Source organism: Candidatus Scalindua japonica, from assembly GCF_002443295.1.
Taxonomy (GTDB): domain Bacteria; phylum Planctomycetota; class Brocadiia; order Brocadiales; family Scalinduaceae; genus Scalindua; species Scalindua japonica.
Genome location: NZ_BAOS01000004.1, coordinates 285,668 through 312,601 on the forward strand (window position 1 = coordinate 285,668; position 26,934 = coordinate 312,601).

The window sequence follows — 26,934 nt, forward strand, 5'->3', positions numbered from 1 at the left end:
ATATGTCTAGAATAATAGCTACCGCTGCGATAAGGGGTGCTCACAGTATAGTAAAACAGGCAGAAGAAAAATTAAGAGAAGCGATAGAATCAAAGGGTAAAGACGCCAAGGTAGATTTTCCTGATACAGGTTATTATCTGCCTATAATCTACTCTGCTACAGCCTTTGAAGTGAAAACACTCGGAGATTGTGAAGAGGCGCTTGGACACGCAAGGGCTTTACTTCCTCCAATACCGGAGGAAAAAATATACCTTCCCTATCTTGGTTGGGCTCTTGATGCAGGCATTGCTACCCTTTTTGCAGAAGAGGTAATAGAGGCATGTAAATACCTTATCGGCCCAAACCCTGTTGACGGCATATGGTTGGGAGCCGCTGCGGATGTTATTTTGCGTGAGAGAGGTATAGAGTTTGTTGACGGGACTGCACCGGGGTTTGCGGCTGTTGTCGGCGCAGCACCAACAAACAAAATTGCTGTTCAGATTGCAACCGAACTGCAGGAAAAGAACTTGTATGTTTTTATCTCAGGCAACACTGATGGAAAATCATTTGCTGAGCAGCTTGATGAAGAGGGAGTACAACTCGGATGGGAAACGAGGCTGGTACCTTTCGGAAAAAACATTACATCAACTATCTATTCACTCGGGTTTGCCAACAAAGCAGCTCTATCCTTTGGAGGAATTAAACCTGCAGATTTCACAAGGAATCTGATATACAACAAAAACAGGATATTTGCTTTTGTGATGGCATTGGGAGAAGTCGATGATGAAAAGTATGCCAATGCTGCCGGTGCTATTAACTACGGCTTCCCTACGATCGCTGACACTGACATTCCTGAAATATTACCCACAGGTGTATGTACATACGAGCATGTTGTGCCACTTATAACTCATGACAAAATTGTGGAAAAATGTATTGAAGTAAGAGGCTTGAAAGTTGCTGCCGCAAAGGTTGATATTCCTGTATCATATGGCCCCGCTTTTGAGGGTGAGAGAATTAGAAAAGACGACATGCAGATTGAGGTGGGCGGACCCGGTACACCAGCATTTGAGTATGTCGTAATGAGGGATAACAATGAAATTGAAGATGGCAAGATAGAGGTAGTTGGTCCTGAAATGGACGAAATGGAAATAGGACCAGGCAAACCGTTAGGCGTATATGTAGAAGTATCTGGCCGTAAAATGCAACCTGACTTTGAACCAATTTTTGAACGAAGAACACATCACTTTCTTGGTGAAGCACAGGGATTCTTCCATATGGGGCAGAGAGATATAATCAGACACAGGATAAGCAAGGATGCATTCAATAAAGGGTTTAGAATAAAGCACTTAGGCAATATAATACATTCGAAATATCATGAGGAATATGGTGCCCTCTTAGACAAAGTACAAGTTACTTTGTATACAAGTAAAGAAGAAGTCGAGAAGAAATTAGACGAAGTAAAGAGTGCGTTTACCGAGCGCGATGAAAGAGCTCTGGGGATGACAGACGCGTCGGTAAATCAATTTTACAGCTGTACTCTTTGCCAGAGTTTTGCACCAAGCCACGTTTGCATAATATCACCTGAACGTTCAGGTTTGTGCGGAGCTGTCAGCTGGCTTGATGGCAAGGCCGGGTATGAGATAACTCCTACAGGCCCGAACCAGCCCATTGAAAAAGGCAAAACTATTGATGAAAAGCTTGGACTGTGGGAAGGAACAAATGAATTCTTATTTAACGCTTCCAACAAAGAGTTTGAACAGGTAAGTATGTACAGTATGGTCACTAATCCAATGACAAGCTGCGGTTGTTTTGAATGCATCTCCGCAATGCTGCCGATGACGAATGGAATTATGACTGTCGACAGAGACTATACAGGCATGACACCATGTGGTATGAAATTTTCTACCCTTGCGGGAACAGTAGGCGGTGGAATACAAACTCCAGGCTTTGTGGGCCATAGCAAGTTCTACATGGGTAGCAGCAAATTTATATCCGGAGATGGTGGTCTTGCCAGGCTTGTCTGGATGCCAAAACACCTTAAAGATGAACTGACTGATGCACTCACAGAAGCAGCAAATGAGGCAGGTTTGGAAGATTTCATTAATAAAATTGCAGATGAAACAATAGCCCAGACAGAGGAGGAAGTTCTAGAACACCTGCAAAAGGTCAAACATCCTGTTCTTGGGTTGGATCCAATGTTTTAATAAAAAAAATTTAGAGAAATTTATGAATAATATAAACTTACGAGAGAAAGACGATAAAGACGATAAGAAGTCTGATCCATTTGGTGAAAAGCTTTTAAAGAGCCGGATTGTTATGATTACGGACGAAGTTAATAAGAAAATGGCTCAGAGTGTAATAGCGCAACTTCTTCTGTTGGAACAAGATGATCCGGAGAAAGAAATTAAAGTGTTCATTAATTCACCAGGTGGTGATGCGGATGCCGGATTTGCGATATACGACATGATGAAATTTGTTAAACCTAAGATCATTAATATCTGCGCTGGCGTTGTTGCAAGTGCTGCCGCATTAATACTTCTTGGTACGGAAAAGGAAAACAGAGTCAGCCTTCCAAACTCCAGGATACTTATCCACCAACCATCTACCGGAGTACATGGCACGGCTTCAGACATCCAGATTGAAGCAAGCGAAATTTTAAAATGCCGTGAAAAAATCAACAGAATGATAGCTGATGAAACAAGCCAGGATTTTGAAAAGGTAGAAAACGACACAAAAAGAAACTACTGGATGTCTGCTGATGAAGCGGTAAGTTATGGTTTGATCAGCAAGATAATCAAAAATAACGGCGATTTATAATATAATTTTATTAAATAACATTTAAAGGATAGGACATATGGCACTGACAGGTCTTGAGATATTTAAACTTCTCCCAAAAACAAATTGTAAAAAATGTGGAAGAGCAACATGCTTGGCGTTTGCAATGCAACTTGCGCAAAAGAAGGCCGAATTGAAAGATTGCCCTGACGTAAGCGAGGAGGCGAAAGGTATTCTTGGAGCTGCATCGGCCCCACCAATAAAACTGGTATCTATTGGAGCGGGTGATAAACAGATTAGCGTTGGCGAAGAAAACGTTCTCTTCAGACATGACGAGAAATTCTATAATCCGACCGGAGTTGCCGTAACATTAAGTGACGATCTTGATGATGACGCATTTAGTGAAAAATTAAATAAAATTAATAATCTTAAATTTACGCGCGTTGGAACTGAGATAGAAATTGATCTTGTTGCCCTACTTAATAATAGCGGCGATGGAACCAGGTTTGCGGAGAGAGCTAAACAAGTCAGCGAAAATACTCACTTATCCATTATCCTGGAGAGTAAGTCACCAGAAAATATGAAATCTGCTGTAGAAACCTGTTCAGACAAGAAACCTTTAATATGTGGTGCCAATGCTGACAACTGGGAAGCCATGGCAAATATTGCTAAAGACAAAGGCTGCCCAATGACTGTGAGCGCTTCAACTTTGGAAGAATTGGCAGATCTGGCAGAAAAAATAAAAGGTATAGGAGTTACAGACATAGTTTTAAATCAGGTTTCTGAAAGTACAAAAGATATCTTACAGGGGCTCACCATAATCAGAAGAGCCGCTTTAAAGAAGGCATTTCGCCAATTGGGTTATCCGGCATTAACATATATGCCAAGCTACGAACCGGCCCAGGAAATTGCCAGTGCTAGTGTTTTCATAGCAAAGTATGCCGGAATAGTAGTTGTTAATGCATTTGAGCCATGGCAGATCATGCCATTATTGACAGTACGCCAGAACATTTATACCGATCCTCAAAAACCTGTACAGGTAGAGCCTAAACTTTACGAAGTTGGCCAGGTTAATGAAAATTCACCTGTTCTCTTTACTACTAACTTCTCACTGACTTACTACACAGTTGAAGGAGAAGTTGAGGCAAGCCGTATACCGGCATATATTCTTGCTGTCGGAACTGAAGGTACATCTGTTCTCACTGCATATTCAGGTGACAAACTTAATGAAGATGTTATAGCAAAGGCTATGTCAGACGCAAACATAGAGGAGAAAGTAAAACATAAAAAACTCATAGTTCCAGGCCTTGTTGCAATATTATCGGCAAAAATCCAGGAGAAAACAAAATGGGAAGCTCTTGTTGGCCCTAAGGAAGCTTCAGGATTACCAACTTACCTTAAGAGTACCTGGAACTAGAGATATTAATTTAAGAGGCCTGTCCTTCGATTCCACCCAGAATGACATCTTACCAAATGTGCTGGGCACGACACACTGAACGGAGCCGAAGTGTTATCTTATCGAGATATACAGATATATCCGTGATAAAACTTTTTATTATCATGCCTTGATTTCCACTTTATAAGAGCCATGTCAGAAAACAGTAATATATTTAAAGTACATTTCCTGCCTAACGATACGCATGTAGAGGTCAATGATAACTGCACTGTTCTTGACGCTGCCCATAAGGCTAATATTTACATTAACAGCATATGCGGAGGTGACGGCATATGCGGTAAGTGTAAGGTTATCCTTTCCACCGGTACCATAGACGCACCGCCTACAAAGCTTCTCAGTGGTGAAGAAACGGAAAAGAATTATATTCTTGCCTGTGAAGCAAGCGTAACAAGCGATCTACAAATCCTCGTCCCTAAAGAAACAAGACTTGAGGGGAAAAAGATCCTTTTAGACCAGAATGAACAGCATTATATGACATGGAAGGCAATACTTGAACAGGCAAGGTTCAAACATGATGCCCTGGTAAAAAAAATATGTCTAAAACTACAACCCCCAACAATGGATGACAGTGTTGCTGACCATGAACGGCTTTACCAGGCAATCATGATGGACCAGAACGTTGAACTGAATGTTATGCAAACCGGTTATCGTATCCTGAAAAAGCTACCGGAAGTTCTCAGAGAAAATGATTGGACGGTCACTGTTACACTGGGACATCGAGGTAAAGTTTTGGAAATTATAGACGTTCAACCTGGAGACACCAGTAAAATTAACTTTGGTGTCGCAATTGATGTAGGAACAACTACGGTAGTTGCATGTCTGCTTGACCTGCAAACTTCTAAGGTTGTTGACTCAGAAGCCGTATATAATACACAGATGAAGTATGGAGAGGACTATATTCAGCGAATAATTTATGCAATACAAAATGACGCGCTTGAAGAGATGCAAAGATCTATTGTAACAGACATTAATAAACTTATTTCAACATTAGTAAAGCGAAATGATATTGAACTGGAATATATAACATCAGTTGTATGTGCCGGAAATACAGCAATGCACCACTTCCTGTTAGGTCTTGACCCTGAACGTATCAGGAAGGAGCCTTATATACCTTCTGCCAACTTTATACCGCCTATACGGGCCATTCAGCTGGGAATTGACATCAATAGCCGTGGACTCCTCTATACCCTTCCAAGTGTCGCAGCCTACGTAGGTGCGGATATAACTTCAGGAGCTGCCGCTATCAGGCTGGACAGAGAGGAATTGCCTACTCTCTTAATTGACATTGGGACTAATGGTGAAGTAGTACTTGGAAATAAAGAGTGGATGGTATGTTGTTCTGCTTCTGCGGGACCTGCTTTTGAAGGAAGTGGCATAAAACATGGTATGAGGGCCGCAAAAGGAGCCATAGAGATAATGCATATCACAAAAGAGTTTGAAGTAAGCTACTCAACTATTGGAAATGTTCCTCCAAGAGGAATATGTGGATCTGGCCTGCTGGACTGTATTGCAGAAATGTTAAGAAGCGGAATTATTGACAGGTCCGGTAAGTTTCAAAAAGGGATAAAAACAGATAAGTTAAGAGAGAAAGATGATGAATACGAATTTGTATTAGTCAACAGGGATGAAACAGCCATTGATAATGATATAGTGATATCACAGGCTGATATTGCAAACCTGATTCGTTCAAAGGGTGCTATCTATGCCGCAGTATCACTATTGATTGAGTCTATGGGTTTAACTATAGGTGATGTGCATTGTGTTTATATGGCTGGTGGGTTTGGAAATTATCTTAATGTGAGAAATGCCATAACAATTGGTATGCTGCCGGATATGCCGGCATCACGTATAAAATTTGTCGGCAATACATCTTTAACAGGCGCGAAGATGGCACTATTGTCAGAAGACGCATTTGAAACTGTACAGAATATTGCTTCACAGATGACATATTTCGATCTTATGGGAAATCAAAAGTATATGGAAGAATTTATGTCTGCAAATTTTCTTCCACATACCAACCTTGACGAATTTCCTTCTGTACAGGAAGAATTAGCAGGAAATAATACATAATAATATATACAAGGAATTAATAAAATGTCATATACAATTGCAATGGCAGGTAAAGGCGGTACCGGAAAATCAACCACAGCAACTTTGATAATACGTTATATTACTGAGGAGCTTGGAAAAACCGTATTAGCAGTTGATGCCGATCCTAACTCAACTTTGGGAATATCACTAGGTGTAGAAGTAAATGGTACAATTGCGGATATCCGTGATGATGTAGTTGAAAAAAGGGCTGACATACCTGCGACTATGTCAAAGGACAGATACATTGAATACAGAATAGAAGAGTGTATTATTGAAGAGAACAAATTTGATCTACTGACAATGGGAAGACCGGAAGGACCAAAATGTTACTGTTATGCCAACAATCTGCTTCGAAAATATCTTGATAAAGCCGAACAAAGTTACCCTTATATTATTATTGATACAGAGGCAGGAATGGAACATTTGTCCCGAAGGACCACGAATGATGTAGACCTGCTCATAATTGCATTTGAATCTACAATTATCGGAGTGCATACCGCTAACAGAATAACCGAATTAATTGAGAGCCTTCCAATCAAAATTAAAAAGACGGTATACGTTATGTGCAAAGTACCCGCAAAGGGAGTAAGCGAAAAAGTTGATGCTGAAGTTTCCAAATTCGGAATTGAAGTATCGACGAAGTTACCATTTGACGAAGAAATATATGATCACATCACCTCCGGTGACTCTTTGTTGGATATAAGCCCAGAAAATGCTGTTTACAGCGAAATCAAGAATTTAATGGATAAATTCGTAACAATTACATCAGATAAATGATTATATTTTAGTTTGGAGATAAAATAATGGAAATTGTCAATGTAGCAGATAAGTGTTCAGGAAACGTACAAGAAGTTACAATCGGAGCAACCAGCGACGAAGGTGGTACCAGGGGTAAGACGGTAACCGTTGGTGGCGCAAACAGTATTCCGTTTATGGACATTGATGGAAGCATCGGCCACAAACCGGCGATCGCAATGGATGTATATGATGCCCCACCGGATGAGTGGCCTGAGCCTCTTTTAAAACATTATGCGGATGTTGTTGACAATCCGGCAAACTGGGCTAAAAAATGTGCTGAATTTGGTGCAGACTTAATCTGTTTGAAACTTGACGCAATCCACCCTGATAAAGGGAATAAAAGCGCAGAAGAGACGGTAAGTACCGTTAAATCTATTCTTGAGGCTGTTGATATACCCCTTATCATATGGGGATGTGAAAATGATGAGAGGGATAATGAAATAATGCCAAAGGTCAGTGAGGCAGCTAAAGGAGAGAGATGCCTTCTGGGAGGAGCGACTCAGGAGAATTACAAAACCATTACTGCTGTTTGCCTTGCAGACGGGCACAACCTGATAACCCAGGCCCCGGTTGACATTAACATTGGAAAACAGATAAACATCCTGGTAACTGATTTAGGATTTCCTACCGACAGGATCGTAATGTTTCAGACTACCGGCGCACTTGGATACGGTATTGAATACTGCTACTCAATCCATGAACGAGGAAGAATTGCGGCGCTTTCAGGAGACCACCAGATGGCGACTCCGGTTATTTGTGATGTTGGCCACGAAGCGTGGCGTGCAAAGGAAGCAAAAGCCACTGACAGTGAAGCTCCTCAATGGGGGGCCTTTGCGGAAAGAGGAATAATGTGGGAAGCAATTACCGCCACTACATTGATACAATCCGGTGTTGACATAATCAGGATGAACCATCCTGAAGCAGTTACAATTGTAAAAAAACATATAGAAAATCTTACATAGAAGGAGAAGAACATGATAACCCTGGCGGAAAGAATTAATGGGCAGTTTCTGGATGTAAAGAAGGCGATTAAAGAGAGAGACCCCTCTGTAATCCATGAATTAGCAAAAAAACAGACTGAAGCGGGAGCTACATATCTGGATATAAACGTTGGAACTGCTGCTGCAGATCAGGAGGACGCCATGAAATGGTTGGTGGAGTCAACACAGGAGGCAGTAAATACACCTATTGCAATAGACAGCCAGAAATTGAGTGTTATTAAAGCAGGCCTTGAGGTAATAAAAAACGATGTTATGATTAATTCTGCTCAAGGTGACCCTGAAGTTCTTGACACTTATATGCAACTTGCAAAGGAGCATAATGCTGCTTTGATTTGTCTCACTATGAATAAGGAAGGTATTCCTCAAAATGTAGATACTCGCATTGAGATAGCAGCTGAAATTGCCGGAAAAGCTTTGGAACACGATGTGGATATGGACAAAATTTTTATTGATCCTATTTTATTCTCAATACCAGTTGACCAGAAACAACCCGCTTATATGCTGGAGGTTTTTAGTCAGATAAAACTTATCTCTGATCCATCTCCACACATAACTGTCGGTTTAAGTAATTTGGCTCAGGGTACACAGGAAAAGTCTTTAATATGCAGAACGTTCTTGACTATGGCAATTGCCGCGGGTATGGACACTGCCCTCATGGATGTGCTTGATACGGAGCTCATGGATGCTGCGATCTGCTCTGAAATGCTTCTGAATAAGCAGATTTACAGCGATTCATTTCTCAAAGCTGCAAGAGTATAATCTACCCATATCATGGGAAATAAATAGTAGACCGGCCTCTCTTTCGAGAGGACTCCAGAATTGGAATCCTCTCGAAAGAGAGGCCGGTCACTTTTATACATACAAAAAATTATTATGTAAGATCCGTTCCACACCTGAATGATAAATCAGGCAGGCTTATCGGATATTTTTTAGTTCTATTCGGGGAACACCCCCCCCCATATCACCATTCTATGAAGTGCAGTGAAATTAATGTCAGAGTGAGATACCAGGAAACCGACCAGATGGGAATAGTATATTACTCAAACTACTTTGTCTATTTTGAAATGGGCAGAATAGAGTTTCTGCGTGATCTCGGTATATCGTATGCGGAACTTGAAAAAGAAGATGTATTTCTTGCGGTAGCGGATGCTCATTGTAAATACAAGGCCCCTGCCCTGTTTGACGATCTCCTGGTTATCAAAACATGTTTAACTAAGATGAAATTAGCAAGAATCGAATTCTGTTATGAGATCAGGCGTGTTAATGAAGAAAATCTGATTGCGGAAGGCTCTACCCTCCTTGCATGTCTGGGGAAAAATAAGAAGCCAATGGCAATTCCCGAAAAGATCAGAGAAGTCCTTACTTAGAGCAATATTAAGCATCTCATATCAGATTTGCCAACCATCCCCATCCCCCCCTAATACAAAGGGGGAATACATCCTACATTATCAACGCTTCACTTCTTTGTTTTATACGTCAAGTTTGAGACAATGTAACCCATCCCCTCTAATAAACGAACAACCTTCTTATTTGCCTTTTGTATATTTGAATAATCAGGTAGCCAGAACTTTTTTGTATCAATACCGCTTATTGTTTTGTTATTTGAATTTATATAAATAGTTCTTTTTACGGAATTTGTATCATCATACTTAACCATAGTCATACCGTCATTCGGATCGAAATCAATATCAACCCTTAAATTCTCCTCGCGGTATATTTCACCTAATCTCTTTACTATCTCAATTAAATCATTTAATGAATTGTTATTCTGCATAATATTTAGTCAGTAGTAGAACAGTACAAATATAATCTAAATCAGAAAGAGTCATTAACTTCTGTCCAAGTTGATCCAATTAGCTCTTGCGTAGGTTTTCTCCGCGTTTGTAATGCGACATTACGGATATCTTCGGGTTTGACATTGGGTGAATTTTCCATTACTGACCACTCAAAAAGTAATCGTGCACATTCCTTTTTGATCAGAACAAATATCTTGTGCATATTTTCATAAAAAACATAAATTGACGGATCTACAGAAAACATGTCGCCCAACAGGTTAATACTCTTGTATTTATCTTGGCGGATTTTGCCTTTTGAGTGGAGTATTACGTTCCGGATTGTTCGCACATAGCTCATTATATCAGATTTAATCTCATTTTCAGCAATATTCGTAGACTTTGCAAGGCGAGGTCTAATTTCATCCTCACAGTATGCGAACAGGAATACCAGTATTGCCTGAGAATGCTGTTGTGTATTAGAGCCGTCAACAGAGTTTGAAGACAAATAATCATTTGAACGAATGATACGGTTATGGATTATATCAGGCGTGGATGGATCTTCGTAGCTGGCCCATACTACCTAAATTGGCGGTGTCACAATTATTTTTTGGCTATGTAGCTATTTTGCGGATTGATAAATTGTAATAAAGCAGGAAACTCTCAATATGATCCTACATCTATACTGAAACTATTCGTTAGAGCTTTCACATAAAAAAAGCCAACCCAAAGGTTGACTTTTATATCTGAAATAATAAGATTATCAATTAGCAGTTTTTCCATAATTAACTATCAAAATAAAGTAATCAAACCCATCAACACGACCATCTTTGTTTAAATCAGCAGATTGTAATTGGGTAGGTATTTCTGGACCTATATGAAAGTAACTGCATTCATATGTGAGATGGCTTGCGCTCTGTCCCCAATGAGCTCCTAACACCGTTAGATCATTCTCATCAACACGAGCATCAGTATAAGGAACTCCTTCTTCGTACGTACCTGCTATATTTCCTTTTAGAATGTAAGGTATATTCGACACCTCAGTCTCGTAACCTCTAGAATCAACAGCGGTTACTCCAACAAATATTACACTATAGTACGGTATATCGTGACAAATAAAAGTGCTAAATGTTGTTAGAGTTGCGATATCCCCTACCTTATTAAATGCTTTATCATGTGTTGTACTTATGTATACGTTATACCAACTTGCTCCAGTCACCTCATCCCAACTGCACTTTACTGCATATGTACTCGATGTAATTGATAATAAAAAAATAATGACAAACAACAAAGAAAACCCTACTTTCTTTATATTCAACCAGTCTCCTCTCCAAATATTAGTGTAAATTCGTGAAATCGTGTCTACTCAGATCTTACCGCTTCCCGTATTCTTATTGCCTTCTTAAGGAGAGGAAGCAGTTGGTTTAATGGCAACATTGAAGCGGAGTCAGACAAAGCTTCCTCAGGTTTTTCATGTGTCTCTATAAAAAGGCCGTCACAACCCACTGAAACGGCAGCATTTGTTAACGGTACAATCATTTCTCTCTGCCCACCGGAAGTAGAGCCCATTCCACCGGGCAGTTGCACGCTATGTGTTGCATCAAAAACTACCGGATATCCCATCTCTCTCATAATAACAATAGAGCGCATATCAGCTACTAGATTATTGTATCCAAATGATGTTCCTCTTTCGGTAAATATTATGTTCTTATTGCCTGTGGAAAGTACTTTTTCTGCAACATGTTTAACATCCCATGGCGCTAAGAATTGTCCCTTTTTTATATTTATTGGCTTTCCTGTATTAGCCGCGTCAAGAAGTAAGTCCGTTTGCCTGCAGAGAAACGCCGGTATTTGAATTAAATCCAATACATCCTTCACAATATCAACCTCGTAACAACAATGAACATCTGAAACTACCGGCACTTCAATCTCTTTTTTGATCTTTGATAAAATCTCTATACCCTTTCTGACTCCAGGGCCTCTGTAAGAGTTTATAGAAGAACGATTTGCTTTGTCATATGACGCTTTGAAAATAAACGGAACGTTTGCCTTAACTGCAATATCTTTAATCTTCTCAGCAATCCTACAACATTCATTTTCATTCTCAATGACGCAGGGTCCGGCAATTAAAATTAATGGGTGGTTCTCCCCGAAAACGATATTTCCAACTCCAATGTTATGTATATTTTTCATTTCAAAATATTGTTCTTGAAAAAAAATTCCGATAAATTTATTACTACTCTAAAACAAGGTATGAGTGAGAATAACATTGACCAGTTTTTTGACGTAAATTTATCTATATCATAGTCATAAGCATTAGTCAAACGTTTAATTTCCGACAAATTTTATTTGCAATTTTATAATTTTTTGATATATATATAAACTACATATTTTTATTTTCTATTTAGCAATTATATTTATTATACGCCTTCCTGTTGCAACTTACTGATATTGGTAATTACGCAACACAATATATTTTATAATATTTTTACTTTTCTTTGTTTATTATTTTGGAGCTAAGTATATGGTAAGTAATACGTTAGACTTTGATGTCGCCTTCACAACAGAACCACTCACAAGAGAAAATATATTCACACTAAAAGAGCAAATTTATACATCAAAAGCCAATTATGAGGAACTGGAAAAGAAAATCAAGGCGCTAAGGTCATCCATAAGCTCAGAAAATCTCACTCCTGAAACAAAAAAAAATAATTTAATCTTAGGTATATGTTTATGGATATCCGGAAAGCAAGATGAGGCCTTTGAAGTTCTTAATACATTACAGTCTAATAAGGTTGCATGTTATTTTCTTGGAAAATGTTATCAGGAGCTTGAAGAGTACGAAAAAGCGTTGGATTTCTTCGGACGTTCAAAGCAGGCAAACGAAGATGAGTTTGAAATACAAGTAGATATAGCGGAAACACAAAGACTTTCAGGTGACAATCAAGGTGCAATAAAATTAATACAGAAATTATCTAAGGGGCATGATGATGAAGCGGGTCTTCACTACCAGTGGGCACACTGTCTTGATAACCTTGGAGAGTATGAGGAAGCATTAACACACTACAATCGAGCGCTCGAAATTAATCCGGAACACCCTAACTCGTTGTTTCGGCTTGCATATTATTATGACCTGAACGGAGATGATGAAAAGGCGCTTGAGTACTACAAAAAGTGTGTTGAGAATGCCCCATTATACACCAATGCCATGATTAACCTTGGCCTGATGTATGAAGACAATGACGATTATGAAAAAGCTGTTTCCTGCTATTACGCAGTTTTGCAATCATATCCAAACCATCAGACTGCAAGACTTTTTCTCAAGGACGCGGAAGCCGGTTTAAACATGCGTTATGACGATGATAAGGTCAAGAAACAAGACCAGGAAACCGAAGTATTAAATATTCCAATTTCTGATTTTGAACTCTCTGTCAGAAGCAAAAACTGCCTGGAACGCATGAATATAATAACACTTGCAGATTTAACAAAAGTTACTGAGTACGAGCTCTTATCGTATAAAAATTTTGGAGAAACTTCCTTAACGGAAATTAAAAATATACTTAACCAGAAAGGTTTACGTCTTGGGCAAGCTGTTGAATCTGAAATATTTATTGATACCGATGTAGAAACAGGTATACATGATAACAATTTACTAAAATCAATAGCGGAAATAGAACTTTCCGATGATTGCAGGAAAACCATTGAAGAAATGGGTATCGAGACAATAAGCGATTTGGTAGCAAAAACAGAAACAGAACTTTTAGAACAAGATAGTTTTACGCAAGCATATGTTGATGAAATAAATAACCAACTTGATAAGCTTGGATTACAACTTCATAACTGACAAAACATTAGCTAATTTATTGATGTTATTTAAAACTATATTACCTGTTTGACAAATCTCATAAACATGTAATAAACATCGTCAGTTATCTCACCCACTATTTTGATTAAATTCATAAATTTTCCACTTTTTCCAGTAAGTATAAAACAGCAGGTAAAATGTTCTCAGTTTAGGTATTAAATAAATGTTTGACTTTATTAAAGGTAATTTAGTACACAAGGCGCCTACAACTGCGATAATCGAAACTAATGGTATTGGATACAAAATACACATACCGTTATCGACCTTTGAGAAAATATCTAATAGTGAGAGTGCGAAATTATACACAAAACTCTCTATCAGAGATGACGAATTAAAAATATATGGTTTTGTTTCATTAGAGGAGAGAGACTTGTTTAATTTACTTCTTTCAGTGAATGGAGTAGGCCCAAACATGGCACTTACAATACTGTCGAGTAGCTCGATTACTCAATTTGAGAAGTATGTTGTAAGTAATGATCCAAAGTCATTACAACGTATTAAGGGGATAGGCAAAAAAACCGCTGAGAGAATAATATTAGAATTGAAGGAAACGATAAAATGTGTTTCTCCTGATATAAAATCTTCTAAAGATACAGAGAAAATGGCAATTATTTCAGATGCTGTCATGGCTATGGTTTCACTTGGTTACGCAAAATCTGAAGCAGAAAAGGCAGTGAACAAGGCCTCAGACAACCTGGACGTTACCGTTGGGGTTGAAGCGCTTATAAAAGAAGCTCTAAGTCGTGTGTGATTTATAACTGGTTATAGTCCTAACTAACAAGATATCATGGTGTATTAAATATGTCTGACAATAATGTCCTTTCCGGCGAAAATGTTGCTGATGACGAAAACCTTGATATTGAGCTACGACCAAAAAAGTTCAGTGATTTCATTGGTCAGGAATCAATTAAGAAAAGCCTGCACGTTTATATTCAGGCATCTAAAAAAAGGGGAGATGTTCTCGACCATATTCTATTTTCAGGATCACAAGGTTTGGGAAAGACAACTCTTTCACAAATTATTGCTAGTGAAATAGACGTTGATCTCAAATCGACATCAGGGCCGGTCCTTGATAAACCAGGTGATTTAGCCGGTATTTTAACTAACTTACAACTGGGAGATATCTTATTTATTGATGAAATCCACAGGTTAAACAAAACTACAGAAGAGTATCTTTATTCGGCGATGGAGGATTATTCCATAGATATTTTAATAGATCAGGGCCCGAGCGCGAGATCAGTAAAGATCACCCTTCCGCGTTTTACACTTGTTGGGGCAACTACACGTGAAGGGCTTTTAACACCATCTTTTCGTGCCAGGTTCGGTGTACTGGAAAGACTTGATTTCTATCCATGGGAAGAGCTGAAAGAGATTGCCTTTAAATCAGCGAAAAAGCTGAAAATAGAAATTAATGATAAAGGCGCAGAAATGATTGCAAAAAGCTCCAGAGGAACTCCAAGAATTGTAAACAGGTTTATAAGACGAATCAGAGATGTCGCGCAGGTGGAAGGCAGCAATGTAATTACTGAAAGTATTACAAAACTGGGCTTTGACATGTTGGGTGTAGATAAAGATGGCTTTGGTGACTTAGACAGGAAAATACTGAGCGCTATTATACAGCACGGTGGAGGACCGGTTGGATTAAAAACAATAGCAGTTTCCGTAAATGAACAGGAAGATACAATAGAAGAAGTTTATGAACCTTTTTTAATCCAGAAAGGCTATTTAAGCAAAACACCACGAGGTAGAATAGTAACACAGCGAGCTTATGAGTATATGGGACATAAAACCATAGCCGGAGAACAAAGGACCCTTTTTTAACTAATGACCAATCTTTTGCTACATATTTGCTGTGCAGGTTGTCTCTGCGCGCCTCTCGATGAATTAAGGAGCGAGGGAATCAATGTTCACGGTTATTTTTATAATCCCAATATTCATCCATTATTGGAATTCAGGAAGAGGCTCAAAGCGGTGCACATTTTTCAGGAAAGTGACCCTATAGAGATAGACTATTGTGAAGAGTATGGGCTGAGGGAATATCTTAGTAATGTTGATTATGAAGGTGACAATAGATGTGAAGATTGCTATAGCCTGAGGCTCAGCACAACTGCGCGCCATGCTAAAGAGAAAGGATTTGATGCTTTCTGCTCAACGTTGCTTTTCAGTAAACAGCAGGATCACGAGAAAATACGAGAGATGGGAAAGCAGATAGGAGAGCAAACAGGAATACCTTTTGAATATAGAGATTATCGACATTTATGTGAATGCAGCAAGGATATAGCTAAAAAGAAAATGTTATACAGACAATCATATTGTGGTTGTATTTTCAGTGAATTTGAAAGGTTTAAAGATACAACGCGAAATTTATATGAAGGCTGGAAGCTAAAAGAGAATTTGACAAACAATAGTGCTCCATAAAAAGGAACCATTAAATTGCCAATAATTAATAAAAAATATAAATATGCTGTGTATGGCCTGATTTTTGTTTTTTTCTCAATTGCATTGCTTGTCTCATGCCTCAGCACTAATAATAATGCGGAAGCTGTATATAAATATGACAATTACTTAAAAACCCCACCCGACATTCGCGTACTATTACATAAAAATATAAAAGAGATCGAAATTGAAATTAATCAACCATATAGGGTTTCATATTTTAAGAGTAACGAAATACTGAGCAACAAGGAGAATTTGACCAAGTCAGTCATATATTTAAAATCAGGTAACTTTAGAATAAAATCTCTGACATCCGGCTCTACATTAGATGTACCTGCAACTTTTGCAAAAGCAGACGGAAATGTAACTGTTTTTAGTGATAATGGTTTTGTAAAATTAAATAAATTAAAGTATAGTGGCAAACTTATTTTTGTTCCTGATAATAATAATAGATTCTCTATATTGGAGGAAATCGGTGTAGAAGAATATTTACCCGGAGTAATTGAAGGCGAAATGCCGATTAAGTGGAATGATGATGCGCTACAAGCTCAGGCAATTGCCATACGAACCTATGCGATTTATCAGAGAAAGGTTAAAAGTAACGCCCTTTACCACATCAACTTGCAGGACCTTGCTTATAAAGGCTCCTACATGAACCAGGCAAAGACAAAAGAAATTGTAGAAAAATCAAGAGGCACTGTCATGGTATATGATTGGAAACTTTTTCCGGGATATTTCCACAGTACATGTGGTGGTCATACAGAAGATATCAATCTGGTTTTCAACCTTAAGAGCATTCCCCCTTTAAGTGGTGTGAATTGTGGATATTGTAATAAATCCAAGTATTATCACTGGACAAAGAAACTTGGAAAAAATGAGATTGAAAGCAAGCTGAATAATAAAAATTCTAAAATAAAAAGGATACGTAATATAACCACTGAAAAAGTTGGCCCCGGCGGACACTGTTCTACGATAAAGATAGATTATGCTGGAGGCACAAAAAGAGTTAATGCTAATGATTTCAGGCTTTTAGTGGGCCCGAATAATCTTCGCAGTACTTCTTTTAAAGTCAAAAAGAACGGGAGTTCATTTATTTTTGATGGTAGCGGCTGGGGGCATGGTGTTGGTTTGTGCCAGTATGGAACCCAGGACATGGCAAAGTCAGGAATTAAATGGTTTGATATTCTAAGACATTATTATCCGGAAATAGATCTGGTAAAGATATATTAGTCAGGGAGATTTTATTGCAATTCAGGCTTTTAGCCTCGGACAATAAAACAAAAGCAAGATGTGGAGAAATAACAACCAATCATGGTTTGATCCCTACACCGGCTTTTATGCCGGTAGGAACACAGGCAACAGTTAAAACATTAACACCTTTACAGTTACAGGAAACAGAAGCACATGCTTTGCTGTGTAACGCCTATCATTTATACCTGAGACCGGGGCATGAAGTTGTAAAAAAACTTGGCGGTTTGCACAAATTTATGAAATGGGATAGATCAATAATTACCGATAGCGGTGGTTATCAGGTATTCTCCCTTGAACGATTAACAAAAGTGACGGATGATGGCGTCGAATTCCAATCTCCGATAGATGGGTCCAGAAGATTTCTGAATCCTGAAATAGTAATGGATATACAACATGCATTAGGAGCTGATATTATAATGGCTTTTGATGAGTGTCTGCCTTACCCTTGTGAAAAGGACAGGGTCAGACAATCCATGTATAGAACGGTAAAATGGGCAAATCGATGTCTTAAAGCCCATAACAGTGATGACCAGGAACTGTTTGCTATTGTACAAGGCAGTGTTTTTAAGGACATTCGCGAAGAATGCACGGACCGATTAGTTGAAATGGAGTTCAATGGTTATGCTATAGGTGGTTTAAGTGTTGGCGAAGGAAATCTACTGATGAATGAAGTACTGGAATATACTACGCCACGCTTACCGGAAAACAAACCTAGATATCTGATGGGAGTTGGCTTTCCGTTAGATATTCTGGATGGTATCGAACATGGAATTGATTTGTTCGATTGTGTAATACCGACGAGAAACGGCAGAAATGGCTGTGCTTTTACTTCAAATGGCAAATTGAAAATTCGTAACAGTTGTTATAAGACTGACGAGCGACCAATTGATAAAAATTGTCATTGTTATGCTTGCAAAAATTTTTCTAGAGCTTATATTAGACACTTACTTACTTCAAATGAGATTCTTGGATTGAGTCTTATGTCTTTACATAATATATGTTTTTTTGAAAACATGATGAAAAAAGCCAGACAATCAATAATTGAAGGTAATTTTCTTAACTTTAAATCCAAATTTCTTTCTCTTCAATAGAACCTTTTTAGGAGACTTTTATAATGATTTTTTTCATGGCAAATCAAGGTAATCCAATGATGCAATTTCTGCCGCTTATGGTTATAATGTTCGCAGTTATGTATTTTCTGATTATCAGGCCACAGAAGCAAAAAGAGAAAAAAAGGCAGGAAATGATATCAAATGTTAGAAAACAGGATAAAATTGTTACCGTTGGAGGTGTGCATGGAGTTATCGTTTCAGTAAAAGAAAATGAAGTTGTAGTACGGGTTGATGATGCAAAAGACGTGAAATTGAAAATTGATAAAAGCGCTATTACTTCCGTGAGTGTACCTAAAAGTGAGCAACGGGAAGACGAATAAATATAATAAGATTATAGGAGATAATTTAGATGCCAACGAATTTGAGATGGAAGATACCACTGATCGTAGTACTTATTGCTATTGCTATAATGGCATTATATCCGGTTGCGGATAAGCCGATAAAGTCAGAAAATATTACAGAAATTAACGGCAAAATAGTTGACCGTACTATAATAGATGACTCATTCTTTGGCTTCTTATTTAAAAGTCCCATACAGAAAGAAACAATAGTAAAGAAAGAAACAAACGAAAAAGGCGAAACCGTAGTCCACAAGAAAGTAGATTACATAGCTAAAGGACAAATAAAACTTGGCCTTGATTTACGTGGAGGATCTGAACTCCTGTATAAGATCAAAGTTGATGAATCTGAAAAACGTTCCGGTTTGACAGATGAAATAATAGCATTATTAGAAAAAAGAATTGATCCACAGGGAGTATTGGAATACAGGCTGCAACAACAGGGTATGAGAAGAATCCTCATACAAGTTCCTGGCGCTACACAAAGTGATATTGAGAGCCTTAAGAAAAGGATAACTCGACTGGGGAAGCTTGAATTCAGACTGGCAGCTCCACCAAATAGCAGTGAGGTCAGCGATGCTAAAGCAGGAAAGGCAGTCCCCGGTTATTATAAACATTGGATTAGAAAGAAAAAAGGAGAAGAGTCAGATACGGAGGACTGGTTTCTGGTACGGAACAAAATTGAAATCACCGGTGAGCACCTTACCAGGGTTTTTCCCGATCGCAAGGACATCAGCCCAGTCATAGGATTTGAATTTGACCAGGCAGGTAGATCTAAATTTGGACGATTAACGGAACGTAATATAGGAAAACCATTAGCAATTATACTTGACGGAACGCTTTATTCCGCACCTATAATTCGAGACAGAATTCCTGGTAAAGGGATTATAGAGGGCAATTTTACTCAAGAAGAAGTTAATGATATGATTGCTGTCATGCGTGCGGGAAGTCTCCCCGCCGACCTTGAACTGGAAATGGAAACCACTGTTGGTCCAAGTCTTGGAAAAGATTCTATCAGAAGCGGGCTTCTAGCAGGAATAATCGGTGGTATATTTATTATAATTTTCATGTGTGCCTATTACTACGGTGCAGGTGGTGTAGCAAACGCAACCTTCATTCTCAACATATTCTTTGTTGTAGGAACTCTGGCAGTATTGAACGCAACCCTCACGCTCCCGGGTATCGCGGGACTGGTTTTGATGATAGGTATGGCGGTTGACGCAAATGTGTTGATCTTTGAGCGAATCAGAGAAGAAAAGACAAAAGGCAAGACAATAAGGCTTGCTGTGAAAAATGGATATGAAAGAGCGTTTACAACAATCGTTGATTCAAATTTAACGACGTTAATTACTGCTCTTATTCTGTATGCGGTAGGGACAGGACCGGTAAAGGGTTTTGCGATAGTTTTGATTGCAGGTCTTTTGATAAACATGTTTACGGCCGTATTTGTTACCCGAGTGATTTTTGAAATATTTCTGGGTGCCGGCATCATGAACAATTTTTCAATGATGCAGTTTTTCAAAAACCCGAAAACATCTTTTGTATGTTTTCGACGTATTGCCATGATCGCCTCACTTGTTTTAATTGTAATAGGCCTTTCGGTCTTTGTAATAAGAGGTAAAGACAACTATGATATCGATTTTACCGGTGGAACACTTATTCAATTAAAGCTGAATAAACCTACTCCTGTCAGTGATATTCGTAATAAATTAGAAGTTGCGGGATATCCTAATGCTGAAGTACAGAACATATGGGCAAGCAAGGATGCTACTACTGCATCAAACGATTCAACTGAATTTGGAATTAGAATCAAGAGTTTAAACAAAAACAAATCCGTACAAAAGATTAGTGATGACATACAAAACGTTGTTGATAAAAAGATATTTAAAAATATCAATTATATCGAACCATCAAGTTATCATTTAACATTGAGCAACCCGGTTGATGAATTTGTAATCCAGGATTACATTACAAAAGCCGGATACGGAAGCGATGATGTCCTTTCAATATATCCAGTAGAAAAGAGTGGCAAAAAATATTCAATCAGGATTAGTGGATTAACACAAGAAAACACAAGGACTGACATAATAAATAATGTAACAGACACGTTCACAGATCTCGTTGATATGCTCTCAATAAAGCCACTCTATGGTGATATAGAGGATGAACTTCCAAATATTGCTAACGATGTTAGAAGCACGCAGTTCAGGGCCATATCTACCATGGGTCTCGACTTGAAAAAAGCGGTAGATCCAAATGTTCTGCAAATAGCTCTTAAACGTGCAGGACATAAAGATATAGTCGTATCTGCGAGGGAGAGCTCAAGAAGAAGAGATACTTTCAGAAAATTACAAATTGCAGGGCCAAGGGATGTATTGGAGGCAATTAAGCTTACCGCCAGTTCATTAAACGTTCCGCCAATAATGATAGTCGACAATTCATCAATTCAGATTGAATTGAAAGATAGTATAGATGAAGAAACTTTGAGAAAAAGGCTTCAAGGTTCAAGTCAATTAAAAAACAATTTTGGCGAAATAACCGGAATGGATATAACTGCCAATGAATTTATGATCGACGTGAAAGAATTAAATGCAGCTAAAATTCAGGAAAAAATTAGAGAAGACTTATTTGTCACTTTTGAAGACAGGATTTATTCACAAGCCAATGAGTCTGAAGTATCTAAACCTGATCCGTTTAAAAGAGTTGTAAGTATTGGCTCAACAGTTGCCGGAGAAATGAAGAGCAGAGCGGCGCTTGCTCTATTCTTTGCGTGCATTGCAATTATCATTTACATATGGTTCCGATTCGGTGAACTTAAATTTGGGGTATCAGCTGTTATTACTCTTGTACATGATGTTGTAATTACCGTTGGGGCCGTTGCAGTGGCTGATCATTTTGGTAATGTATTTGGTGATGTAAAAATTAATCTACCAATGATAGCTGCATTTCTGACATTAATAGGGTATTCTTTGAATGATACGATTGTGTTGTTTGATCGTATAAGAGAAAACCTGTCTGGTAAGAACAAGACAATTACATCAGATTTAGTCAACAGTAGTATTAACCAGAACCTTAACAGGACGATTCTAACATCGCTTACAACGTTTGGTGTTGTATCCGCTCTGTTCTTTGTAGGAGGCGCTGCAATACACGGATTTGCATTTGTTATGATGGTTGGAGTTGTAGTTGGTACTTACTCTTCCATCTTTATTGCCAGCCCTATCCTGCTTGACTGGAATATTGTTAAAAAGGTCTTCAGAATTATTGCAATCATTATCTTTTTCCCATTTTGGATTGGATACAAACTCTTACATAAGACACCGGAGGCGTCGGTCGCGGTAACTGCACATTCTACACAAAGAGGTCAAGCTACACCTAAGGTGCCAGCACCAAAAGGGCCAAAAAAGGCAAAAGGACCAAAAGGCAAAAGAAATAAGCCTTCAAAAGCACAATAACCTTTTTTAGACGATAGGAGATCTATGAGAAGAGATACGCAAATCGGAATCTTACTCGGTATTGTAATACTCGTAATTATAGGTGTTTTTCTAAGTACCAGAACTACTGACAAAGAGTCTATATTGCCGGATTTAGCTATGTCTGAAAAAGGAAGACAGAAAGATTCAGTTGATGAAATCAATATAAACGAATTTATCATAGAATCAGACAAAACCGAACCGGTGAAAACTCTGTCCGCAGAAAACACAGTGGAAAAATTCCAAACAAATGAAGAACCATTAAAGGTGGTACAAACAGAGAATACTCTTATTGAAACACCTGAAGAGAATTCTTCGATCGAAGGCAAATGGGAAGGAACAGTAGGAGAGGTTGCAGAAGAGATAGTTGAAGAACCTGAATTATCACAGGAGCCAACAGGAGCAGAAGATGAAGAAATAGCAGAAACAATTCCGACTACAGAAAAAGTCGTAATTGTACCTGATAACAAGCCTCAAACTCCAACTTATTCTGTACCTGAAAAAAAGATTTACAAAGTAATGCCAAATGACAATCTCTTCAAAATTGCAAAAAAACAGTACGGAGATGGGAAAAAATGGGCTATAATATTTGATGCAAACAAAGACAGCATGCCAAATTCTGATGCTATTTATGTTGGCCAGAAATTAATTATACCGGATATTTCCTTAAAAAATGAGACAGGCAACAATGTAAAAGCATCTGTTAAGGCAAAGGTAAAAAAAGAGAAATATGTGAGCCAAAAGACTCATACGGTACAATCAGGAGATACCCTTTATCGGATTGCAGAAAAGTACTATGATAATCCGTCCGCATGGCATAAGATATATGAGGCAAATGAAGACACAATTGAAGATAAAGGATTGCTGATAAAAGGACAGGTTCTTATCATTCCAAAGCTATACAGTAATTAAACAAACTGTTGTATTAATTCGACAATAAATACAACATATATATAAACATGAAAGGGAACAGTATGAATTCTATATTTACGGGAACAGGGTTCTTCAAAACGGTTAAGACAGCTGTAATAGCGACCTTATTCATATCGCTTTTTGCTGGAGTAAACACAATCACAGCACAGGTAAATACGAAAGAGCACCCTATGTTTATGCATGACCTCAGACACTCTGGCCGTAGCGAATACCATGATGCACATATAATTAAACTAAAATGGAAAACAATAACTGGTAGTGAAATCTGGTCTTCACCAGCAATCGGACCTGATAACACTGTATACGTCTCAAGTACAGACGGCAATGTTTTCGCATACAATCCGGATGGAACGGAAAAGTGGCATTATAGAACTGGAGATGAACTATACAGCTCTCCTGCAGTCGGTGCTGATGGAACTATATATGTTGGTGGTAAAAACAAGAAACTTTTTGCTCTAACTCCGGATGGCAAAATTAAATGGATGTATTTTATCGGTTCTGACGTATATTCTTCCCCTGCTATCAGCAATGATGGTACTATTTATGTTGGAGCGTGGGATGGTAAACTGTATGCAATTCAATCTAATGGCACATTAAAATGGTCATACAGCACTGCTGCCAATATTCTTTCTTCATCGCCGGCTATCGGTGATAATGGCATAATTTACATTGGTTCACAGGACGGACGAATTTATGCGATAAGTGAAGAAGGAAGGATTAAATGGAGTTTCATGACAAAGGCAAAGATTGATTCTTCTCCTTCAATCAGCAAAGAAGGGGTTCTATATATTGGAGCACACAACGGTATACTTTACGCGTTAGACTCAAACAACAAAGGAAAAATGATCTGGACATACAACATTGGTTCCAGAATAGACGCAACTCCTGCTCTCAGCTCTGACGGTACAATCTATGTAGGAGCAAAAGATGGAAATCTATACGCAATTAACCCTGACGGTACATTGAAGTGGAGTTACAATACAGGTGATACTATAACTTCATCTGCGGCGATAAGCGCTGACGGGATTATCTTCGTGGGATCCTGGAATGGCGTACTACATGCTATCTCTCCTGATGGCAAATTAAAAGAGAAACAGAATGTCTCACGTTTTCCACTACTTTCATCACCTTCTATAGATTCACACGGAACGGTATATATAGGCAGCACGGACTGGAAGGTATACGCATTCGGGAAATGATTGAATAATAGAGTCCGCTTGTTACGGTTCAGGCGGGCTTAACGAATAAGGTTAGATTGTGTGAGGGACGAACCACAATCTGAACCGTTTGTTGGACAAGCCCGTTGTTTGGGTGCTAAACATTGTATAAGAAAATATCTTATGAAGATTGCTTCTCTTTTTTACCGCAGAAGCTATGAAGCCAAAGAAGTGGATTTTTCAATTGCTGTCGTCATGCTTTAGGAGCTACAGAACATGGTTTTTCGGCCATTTTACCTCAAATTTGGGCAAACGGGGGCCATCTCGACCCGATAATGCCGTTTTTGCAAATCTTAGATGCATAGCGGATTCGATTACATAACCAGAACAGCCTCCTCTTTTGTTAACTTGTAGGGGAAAGACCTGGATTTGTGTGATGGAGGTATCATCGTTTTTATGATCTTCATTATTCCTCCACAGCATTTGCACGTAAGCTTTGGACGCTCTCTGAACCAGGCTGACGACTTATTCGGGTTGATACCGGTAAGGTACTGAAGCAATGCAATCAAGCGTTTGCTATTAGGGTGGAGGAAACCAAAGTTCCGTGTTCGCCTGAAACCTTTGGGTAGAACATGCTGGAGAATCAACCTGAGAAACTGCGGGCCGGGAAGTGTTCTTGTGAGCATTTTTTTGCTCTTACTATCCTGGTAACGAAAGGTCACCTGACCATCTTTGCACGTAATAATATCTTTCTCTTGAATGACCCCTTTGTAGAGATAACGACCAAGATAGACCAGTGCCTTTTCACCGTTGCCGACAAATTTGCAATCGACGACCCATGTTTTGGGATAATTAACTGGAAGCGTAAGAGCCGCTTTGTTCACGGCATCGAGCATTTTTGCTCGAAACACTTTAGCCAGCGCTTTGTGATTGAAAAGGTACCGCGTCTTTCCTTCGCTTTTTTTGAAGCTCCAAAGCTTTTTCTTCTGATTGATGGCCCCGGCTGGCATTACCAGATGGATATGCGGGTGGTAATCGAGAGAGCGAGAGTGGGTGTGCAAAACAGTGATGGCTCCAGCGTTTCCTTGTAATACGCTGTCATTTTGGACAAAGGTTTTTACGGTTTCCCAACAACACTGTATCATTATCGAGTAAAGCAAGCGTTGATGCTGCCATGCTAATGATCGAAGCTCTTTGGGTATAGTAAAGGTGAGCATAAAATAGTCAGCAGGCACTTCTTTTTTCAGTTGACGCTCCAACCACTGCTGACACTCATGACTCTGACAATGAGGACAATTGCGGTTACCGCAGGAGTGCGGTACAAAAACCTGTTTTTCACAGTCATTACATTGGACCAGCATGACGCGGCTTTGCGTAGTGCGACAATCCTTCATGGCTGCCAGGGCTTTGAATTGACTTGGCAGGATCGAACCATGATAAAGAGTGATAAAGTCAGCAATGAAGGTCTCAATTATAGAGGAGAGAGATATCATATAACATTCCCCCATTCTATGGAAAAACCATTCATCAAATCATTAATTAATTGCAAGGCATTACGATTTGTATGAGAGGTCAGGTGGGTATATTTGGCAGTGGTTAAAATACTGTGGTGGCCGAGGATTTTTTGTACTTCAAGCAGATCAACACCCGCCTCAATCAGATGGGTTGCGTAGCTGTGTCGCAGACTGTGTGGTGTAATTTTTTTTTAATTCCACACTCCCGGGCTACCTTACGCAGAGTGGCCTGAACGCCATTTCTATTCAGAGGTGTTTTTGCCAGGTGGGCTGATTTCAAGCCACCATGACGGCCTGGAAATAGAAAGACAGGATTGCGATGAACAAGCCAAAAACGGCGTAAGAGATTCAGGGTTACCTTTGGCAGGGGTACGAAACGGTCTTTATTGCCTTTGCTATCGCGGATATGCACCCGCATTCGCTGAGAATCGACATCGCTAACCTCAAGACGTAGTCCTTCACCCAGGCGGAGACCAAGACTGTAAAGAACAAAGTAGAAGGCCCGGTAACTGAGTTTTCTCGTCACCTGGAAAAGTTGGTGGGCTTCATTAATGGTGACAATATCGGGCAAACGTTGCGTTTTGGGTGGTTTAATAAGATTTACTTGCTCCCAACGCTTATGAAGCACATGAGTGTAGAAAAACTTTAGTCCGTAGAGGTCTAATTTGACTGCGCTCCATGAATGGGTATTGAGGAGATTGGAAAAATAGTCAAGTAGTTGCTGTTCAGATAGATCGTGTATCTGATTGTCAAAATAATCACCGATCCGTCGGATGGCACGTGAATAAGCCTCGATTGTTTTTGGCCGGAGTCCTTTCAAGCGTAGGTGCTTTAGATGCGTTTGGTAATTTTTGTTGAAATCGGATTGAGATAATGTTTTCATAGACCTGTAACCTCCTATTTGTTAATAGATTCACCCTCCCGTTGAGGGTGTGAGGTTACATTATGTAATAAATTTCCGATTTTGTTCTCCGCGATAGCGG

24 protein-coding genes and 1 pseudogene are annotated in these 26,934 nt (G+C 39.0%); 19 read left to right on the top strand and 6 right to left on the bottom strand.

What is annotated here, in order from left to right; translation table 11 throughout:
* Positions 1–2 precede the first annotated feature (2 nt).
* The 8 genes from acsB to SCALIN_RS03560 all read left to right on the top strand — a co-directional run bounded on the left by acsB (position 3) and on the right by SCALIN_RS03560 (position 9,467).
* Positions 3–2,183: an acetyl-CoA decarbonylase/synthase complex subunit alpha/beta gene (gene acsB, locus SCALIN_RS03525; protein WP_096892875.1), complete on the top strand. Its 2,181-nt coding sequence runs from the start codon at positions 3–5 to the stop codon at positions 2,181–2,183.
* Between the two features lie 22 nt (positions 2,184–2,205).
* Positions 2,206–2,796, top strand: a complete 591-nt coding sequence (locus tag SCALIN_RS03530) for an ATP-dependent Clp protease proteolytic subunit (protein ID WP_096892876.1) — start codon at positions 2,206–2,208, stop codon at positions 2,794–2,796.
* Between the two features lie 37 nt (positions 2,797–2,833).
* Complete coding sequence (gene acsC, locus SCALIN_RS03535; RefSeq protein ID WP_096892877.1) at positions 2,834–4,171, top strand: acetyl-CoA decarbonylase/synthase complex subunit gamma; 1,338 nt, start codon at positions 2,834–2,836, stop codon at positions 4,169–4,171.
* A 171-nt stretch (positions 4,172–4,342) separates the two neighbouring features.
* A complete protein-coding gene (locus SCALIN_RS03540; RefSeq protein ID WP_096892878.1) occupies positions 4,343–6,280 on the top strand; it encodes an ASKHA domain-containing protein in 1,938 nt (645 codons plus the stop codon).
* Positions 6,281–6,304: 24 nt separating this feature from the next.
* Positions 6,305–7,078, top strand: a complete 774-nt coding sequence (locus SCALIN_RS03545) for an ATP-binding protein (protein ID WP_096892879.1) — start codon at positions 6,305–6,307, stop codon at positions 7,076–7,078.
* Between the two features lie 26 nt (positions 7,079–7,104).
* Positions 7,105–8,061 carry an acetyl-CoA decarbonylase/synthase complex subunit delta gene (locus SCALIN_RS03550; protein WP_096892880.1) on the top strand — a complete coding sequence of 319 codons (957 nt, stop codon included), beginning with the start codon at positions 7,105–7,107 and terminating at the stop codon, positions 8,059–8,061.
* Positions 8,062–8,073: 12 nt separating this feature from the next.
* Positions 8,074–8,859: a dihydropteroate synthase gene (locus SCALIN_RS03555; RefSeq protein ID WP_096892881.1), complete on the top strand. Its 786-nt coding sequence runs from the start codon at positions 8,074–8,076 to the stop codon at positions 8,857–8,859.
* Between the two features lie 212 nt (positions 8,860–9,071).
* Positions 9,072–9,467 (top strand): acyl-CoA thioesterase, encoded by a 396-nt coding sequence (locus SCALIN_RS03560; protein ID WP_096892882.1) that lies wholly within the window; start codon positions 9,072–9,074, stop codon positions 9,465–9,467.
* Between the two features lie 89 nt (positions 9,468–9,556).
* Here the strand turns inward: SCALIN_RS03560 and SCALIN_RS03565 are convergent, their stop codons facing one another.
* The 4 genes from SCALIN_RS03565 to kdsA form a co-directional block, all read right to left on the bottom strand.
* Entirely contained in the window at positions 9,557–9,874 is a 318-nt protein-coding gene (locus SCALIN_RS03565; RefSeq protein WP_096892883.1) for a hypothetical protein, read from the bottom strand.
* 41 nt (positions 9,875–9,915) lie between these two features.
* The gene (locus tag SCALIN_RS03570; protein WP_096892884.1) at positions 9,916–10,380 is read right to left on the bottom strand and encodes a hypothetical protein; all 465 of its coding nucleotides are present in this window, start codon (positions 10,378–10,380) and stop codon (positions 9,916–9,918) included.
* Between the two features lie 255 nt (positions 10,381–10,635).
* A complete protein-coding gene (locus SCALIN_RS03575; RefSeq protein ID WP_096892885.1) occupies positions 10,636–11,190 on the bottom strand; it encodes a dockerin type I domain-containing protein in 555 nt (184 codons plus the stop codon).
* A 44-nt stretch (positions 11,191–11,234) separates the two neighbouring features.
* The gene (gene kdsA, locus SCALIN_RS03580; protein ID WP_096892886.1) at positions 11,235–12,065 is read right to left on the bottom strand and encodes a 3-deoxy-8-phosphooctulonate synthase; all 831 of its coding nucleotides are present in this window, start codon (positions 12,063–12,065) and stop codon (positions 11,235–11,237) included.
* A 331-nt stretch (positions 12,066–12,396) separates the two neighbouring features.
* On the opposite strand from kdsA, the gene SCALIN_RS03585 reads away from it, so the two are divergent.
* From SCALIN_RS03585 to SCALIN_RS21935, 11 genes are all read left to right on the top strand, one after another.
* Complete coding sequence (locus SCALIN_RS03585; RefSeq protein ID WP_096892887.1) at positions 12,397–13,716, top strand: DNA-directed RNA polymerase subunit alpha C-terminal domain-containing protein; 1,320 nt, start codon at positions 12,397–12,399, stop codon at positions 13,714–13,716.
* A 184-nt stretch (positions 13,717–13,900) separates the two neighbouring features.
* Positions 13,901–14,488 carry a Holliday junction branch migration protein RuvA gene (ruvA, locus tag SCALIN_RS03590; RefSeq protein ID WP_096892888.1) on the top strand — a complete coding sequence of 196 codons (588 nt, stop codon included), beginning with the start codon at positions 13,901–13,903 and terminating at the stop codon, positions 14,486–14,488.
* Positions 14,489–14,538: 50 nt separating this feature from the next.
* On the top strand, positions 14,539–15,558 hold the full coding sequence (ruvB, locus tag SCALIN_RS03595) for a Holliday junction branch migration DNA helicase RuvB (protein WP_096892889.1): 1,020 nt from the start codon (positions 14,539–14,541) through the stop codon (positions 15,556–15,558).
* Positions 15,559–15,561: 3 nt separating this feature from the next.
* The gene (locus tag SCALIN_RS03600) at positions 15,562–16,155 is read left to right on the top strand and encodes an epoxyqueuosine reductase QueH (RefSeq protein ID WP_096892890.1); all 594 of its coding nucleotides are present in this window, start codon (positions 15,562–15,564) and stop codon (positions 16,153–16,155) included.
* Between the two features lie 15 nt (positions 16,156–16,170).
* Positions 16,171–17,403: a SpoIID/LytB domain-containing protein gene (locus SCALIN_RS03605; protein WP_162532131.1), complete on the top strand. Its 1,233-nt coding sequence runs from the start codon at positions 16,171–16,173 to the stop codon at positions 17,401–17,403.
* Between the two features lie 8 nt (positions 17,404–17,411).
* On the top strand, positions 17,412–18,515 hold the full coding sequence (gene tgt, locus SCALIN_RS03610) for a tRNA guanosine(34) transglycosylase Tgt (protein ID WP_420885415.1): 1,104 nt from the start codon (positions 17,412–17,414) through the stop codon (positions 18,513–18,515).
* A gap of 23 nt (positions 18,516–18,538) precedes the next feature.
* A complete protein-coding gene (yajC, locus tag SCALIN_RS03615; RefSeq protein WP_096892893.1) occupies positions 18,539–18,856 on the top strand; it encodes a preprotein translocase subunit YajC in 318 nt (105 codons plus the stop codon).
* 29 nt (positions 18,857–18,885) lie between these two features.
* Positions 18,886–22,329 (top strand): protein translocase subunit SecD, encoded by a 3,444-nt coding sequence (gene secD, locus SCALIN_RS03620; protein WP_096892894.1) that lies wholly within the window; start codon positions 18,886–18,888, stop codon positions 22,327–22,329.
* Positions 22,330–22,353: 24 nt separating this feature from the next.
* Positions 22,354–23,259, top strand: coding sequence for a LysM peptidoglycan-binding domain-containing protein (locus SCALIN_RS03625; RefSeq protein WP_096892895.1), 906 nt, complete (start codon positions 22,354–22,356; stop codon positions 23,257–23,259).
* A gap of 62 nt (positions 23,260–23,321) precedes the next feature.
* Positions 23,322–24,479, top strand: coding sequence for an outer membrane protein assembly factor BamB family protein (locus SCALIN_RS03630; RefSeq protein ID WP_162532132.1), 1,158 nt, complete (start codon positions 23,322–23,324; stop codon positions 24,477–24,479).
* Positions 24,480–24,539: 60 nt separating this feature from the next.
* Positions 24,540–24,701: a hypothetical protein gene (locus SCALIN_RS21935; protein ID WP_162532133.1), complete on the top strand. Its 162-nt coding sequence runs from the start codon at positions 24,540–24,542 to the stop codon at positions 24,699–24,701.
* Positions 24,702–24,811: 110 nt separating this feature from the next.
* Here the strand turns inward: SCALIN_RS21935 and SCALIN_RS03635 are convergent, their stop codons facing one another.
* Both SCALIN_RS03635 and SCALIN_RS03645 read right to left on the bottom strand, forming a co-directional pair.
* A complete protein-coding gene (locus SCALIN_RS03635; RefSeq protein WP_096892569.1) occupies positions 24,812–25,930 on the bottom strand; it encodes an IS91 family transposase in 1,119 nt (372 codons plus the stop codon).
* A pseudogene (locus SCALIN_RS03645) lies at positions 25,927–26,834 on the bottom strand (tyrosine-type recombinase/integrase). The gene SCALIN_RS03635 and the pseudogene SCALIN_RS03645 overlap by 4 nt, the downstream one beginning before the upstream one ends.
* Positions 26,835–26,934: the final 100 nt, after the last annotated feature.

Excerpts from the sequence above, each read along its gene's own strand:
- SCALIN_RS03550 (WP_096892880.1), top strand. The coding sequence starts at position 7,105 with ATGGAAATTGTCAATGTAGCAGATAAGTGTTCAGGAAACGTACAAGAA.
- SCALIN_RS03625 (WP_096892895.1), top strand. The coding sequence starts at position 22,354 with ATGAGAAGAGATACGCAAATCGGAATCTTACTCGGTATTGTAATACTC.
- SCALIN_RS03540 (WP_096892878.1), top strand. The coding sequence starts at position 4,343 with ATGTCAGAAAACAGTAATATATTTAAAGTACATTTCCTGCCTAACGAT.
- SCALIN_RS03565 (WP_096892883.1), bottom strand. The coding sequence starts at position 9,874 with ATGCAGAATAACAATTCATTAAATGATTTAATTGAGATAGTAAAGAGA.
- ruvA (WP_096892888.1), top strand. The coding sequence starts at position 13,901 with ATGTTTGACTTTATTAAAGGTAATTTAGTACACAAGGCGCCTACAACT.
- SCALIN_RS03600 (WP_096892890.1), top strand. The coding sequence starts at position 15,562 with ATGACCAATCTTTTGCTACATATTTGCTGTGCAGGTTGTCTCTGCGCG.
- SCALIN_RS03545 (WP_096892879.1), top strand. The coding sequence starts at position 6,305 with ATGTCATATACAATTGCAATGGCAGGTAAAGGCGGTACCGGAAAATCA.
- acsB (WP_096892875.1), top strand. The coding sequence starts at position 3 with ATGTCTAGAATAATAGCTACCGCTGCGATAAGGGGTGCTCACAGTATA.
- SCALIN_RS03630 (WP_162532132.1), top strand. The coding sequence starts at position 23,322 with ATGAATTCTATATTTACGGGAACAGGGTTCTTCAAAACGGTTAAGACA.
- SCALIN_RS03530 (WP_096892876.1), top strand. The coding sequence starts at position 2,206 with ATGAATAATATAAACTTACGAGAGAAAGACGATAAAGACGATAAGAAG.
- yajC (WP_096892893.1), top strand. The coding sequence starts at position 18,539 with ATGATTTTTTTCATGGCAAATCAAGGTAATCCAATGATGCAATTTCTG.
- kdsA (WP_096892886.1), bottom strand. The coding sequence starts at position 12,065 with ATGAAAAATATACATAACATTGGAGTTGGAAATATCGTTTTCGGGGAG.
- SCALIN_RS03555 (WP_096892881.1), top strand. The coding sequence starts at position 8,074 with ATGATAACCCTGGCGGAAAGAATTAATGGGCAGTTTCTGGATGTAAAG.
- SCALIN_RS03585 (WP_096892887.1), top strand. The coding sequence starts at position 12,397 with ATGGTAAGTAATACGTTAGACTTTGATGTCGCCTTCACAACAGAACCA.
- ruvB (WP_096892889.1), top strand. The coding sequence starts at position 14,539 with ATGTCTGACAATAATGTCCTTTCCGGCGAAAATGTTGCTGATGACGAA.
- acsC (WP_096892877.1), top strand. The coding sequence starts at position 2,834 with ATGGCACTGACAGGTCTTGAGATATTTAAACTTCTCCCAAAAACAAAT.
- SCALIN_RS03635 (WP_096892569.1), bottom strand. The coding sequence starts at position 25,930 with ATGATATCTCTCTCCTCTATAATTGAGACCTTCATTGCTGACTTTATC.
- SCALIN_RS03560 (WP_096892882.1), top strand. The coding sequence starts at position 9,072 with ATGAAGTGCAGTGAAATTAATGTCAGAGTGAGATACCAGGAAACCGAC.
- secD (WP_096892894.1), top strand. The coding sequence starts at position 18,886 with ATGCCAACGAATTTGAGATGGAAGATACCACTGATCGTAGTACTTATT.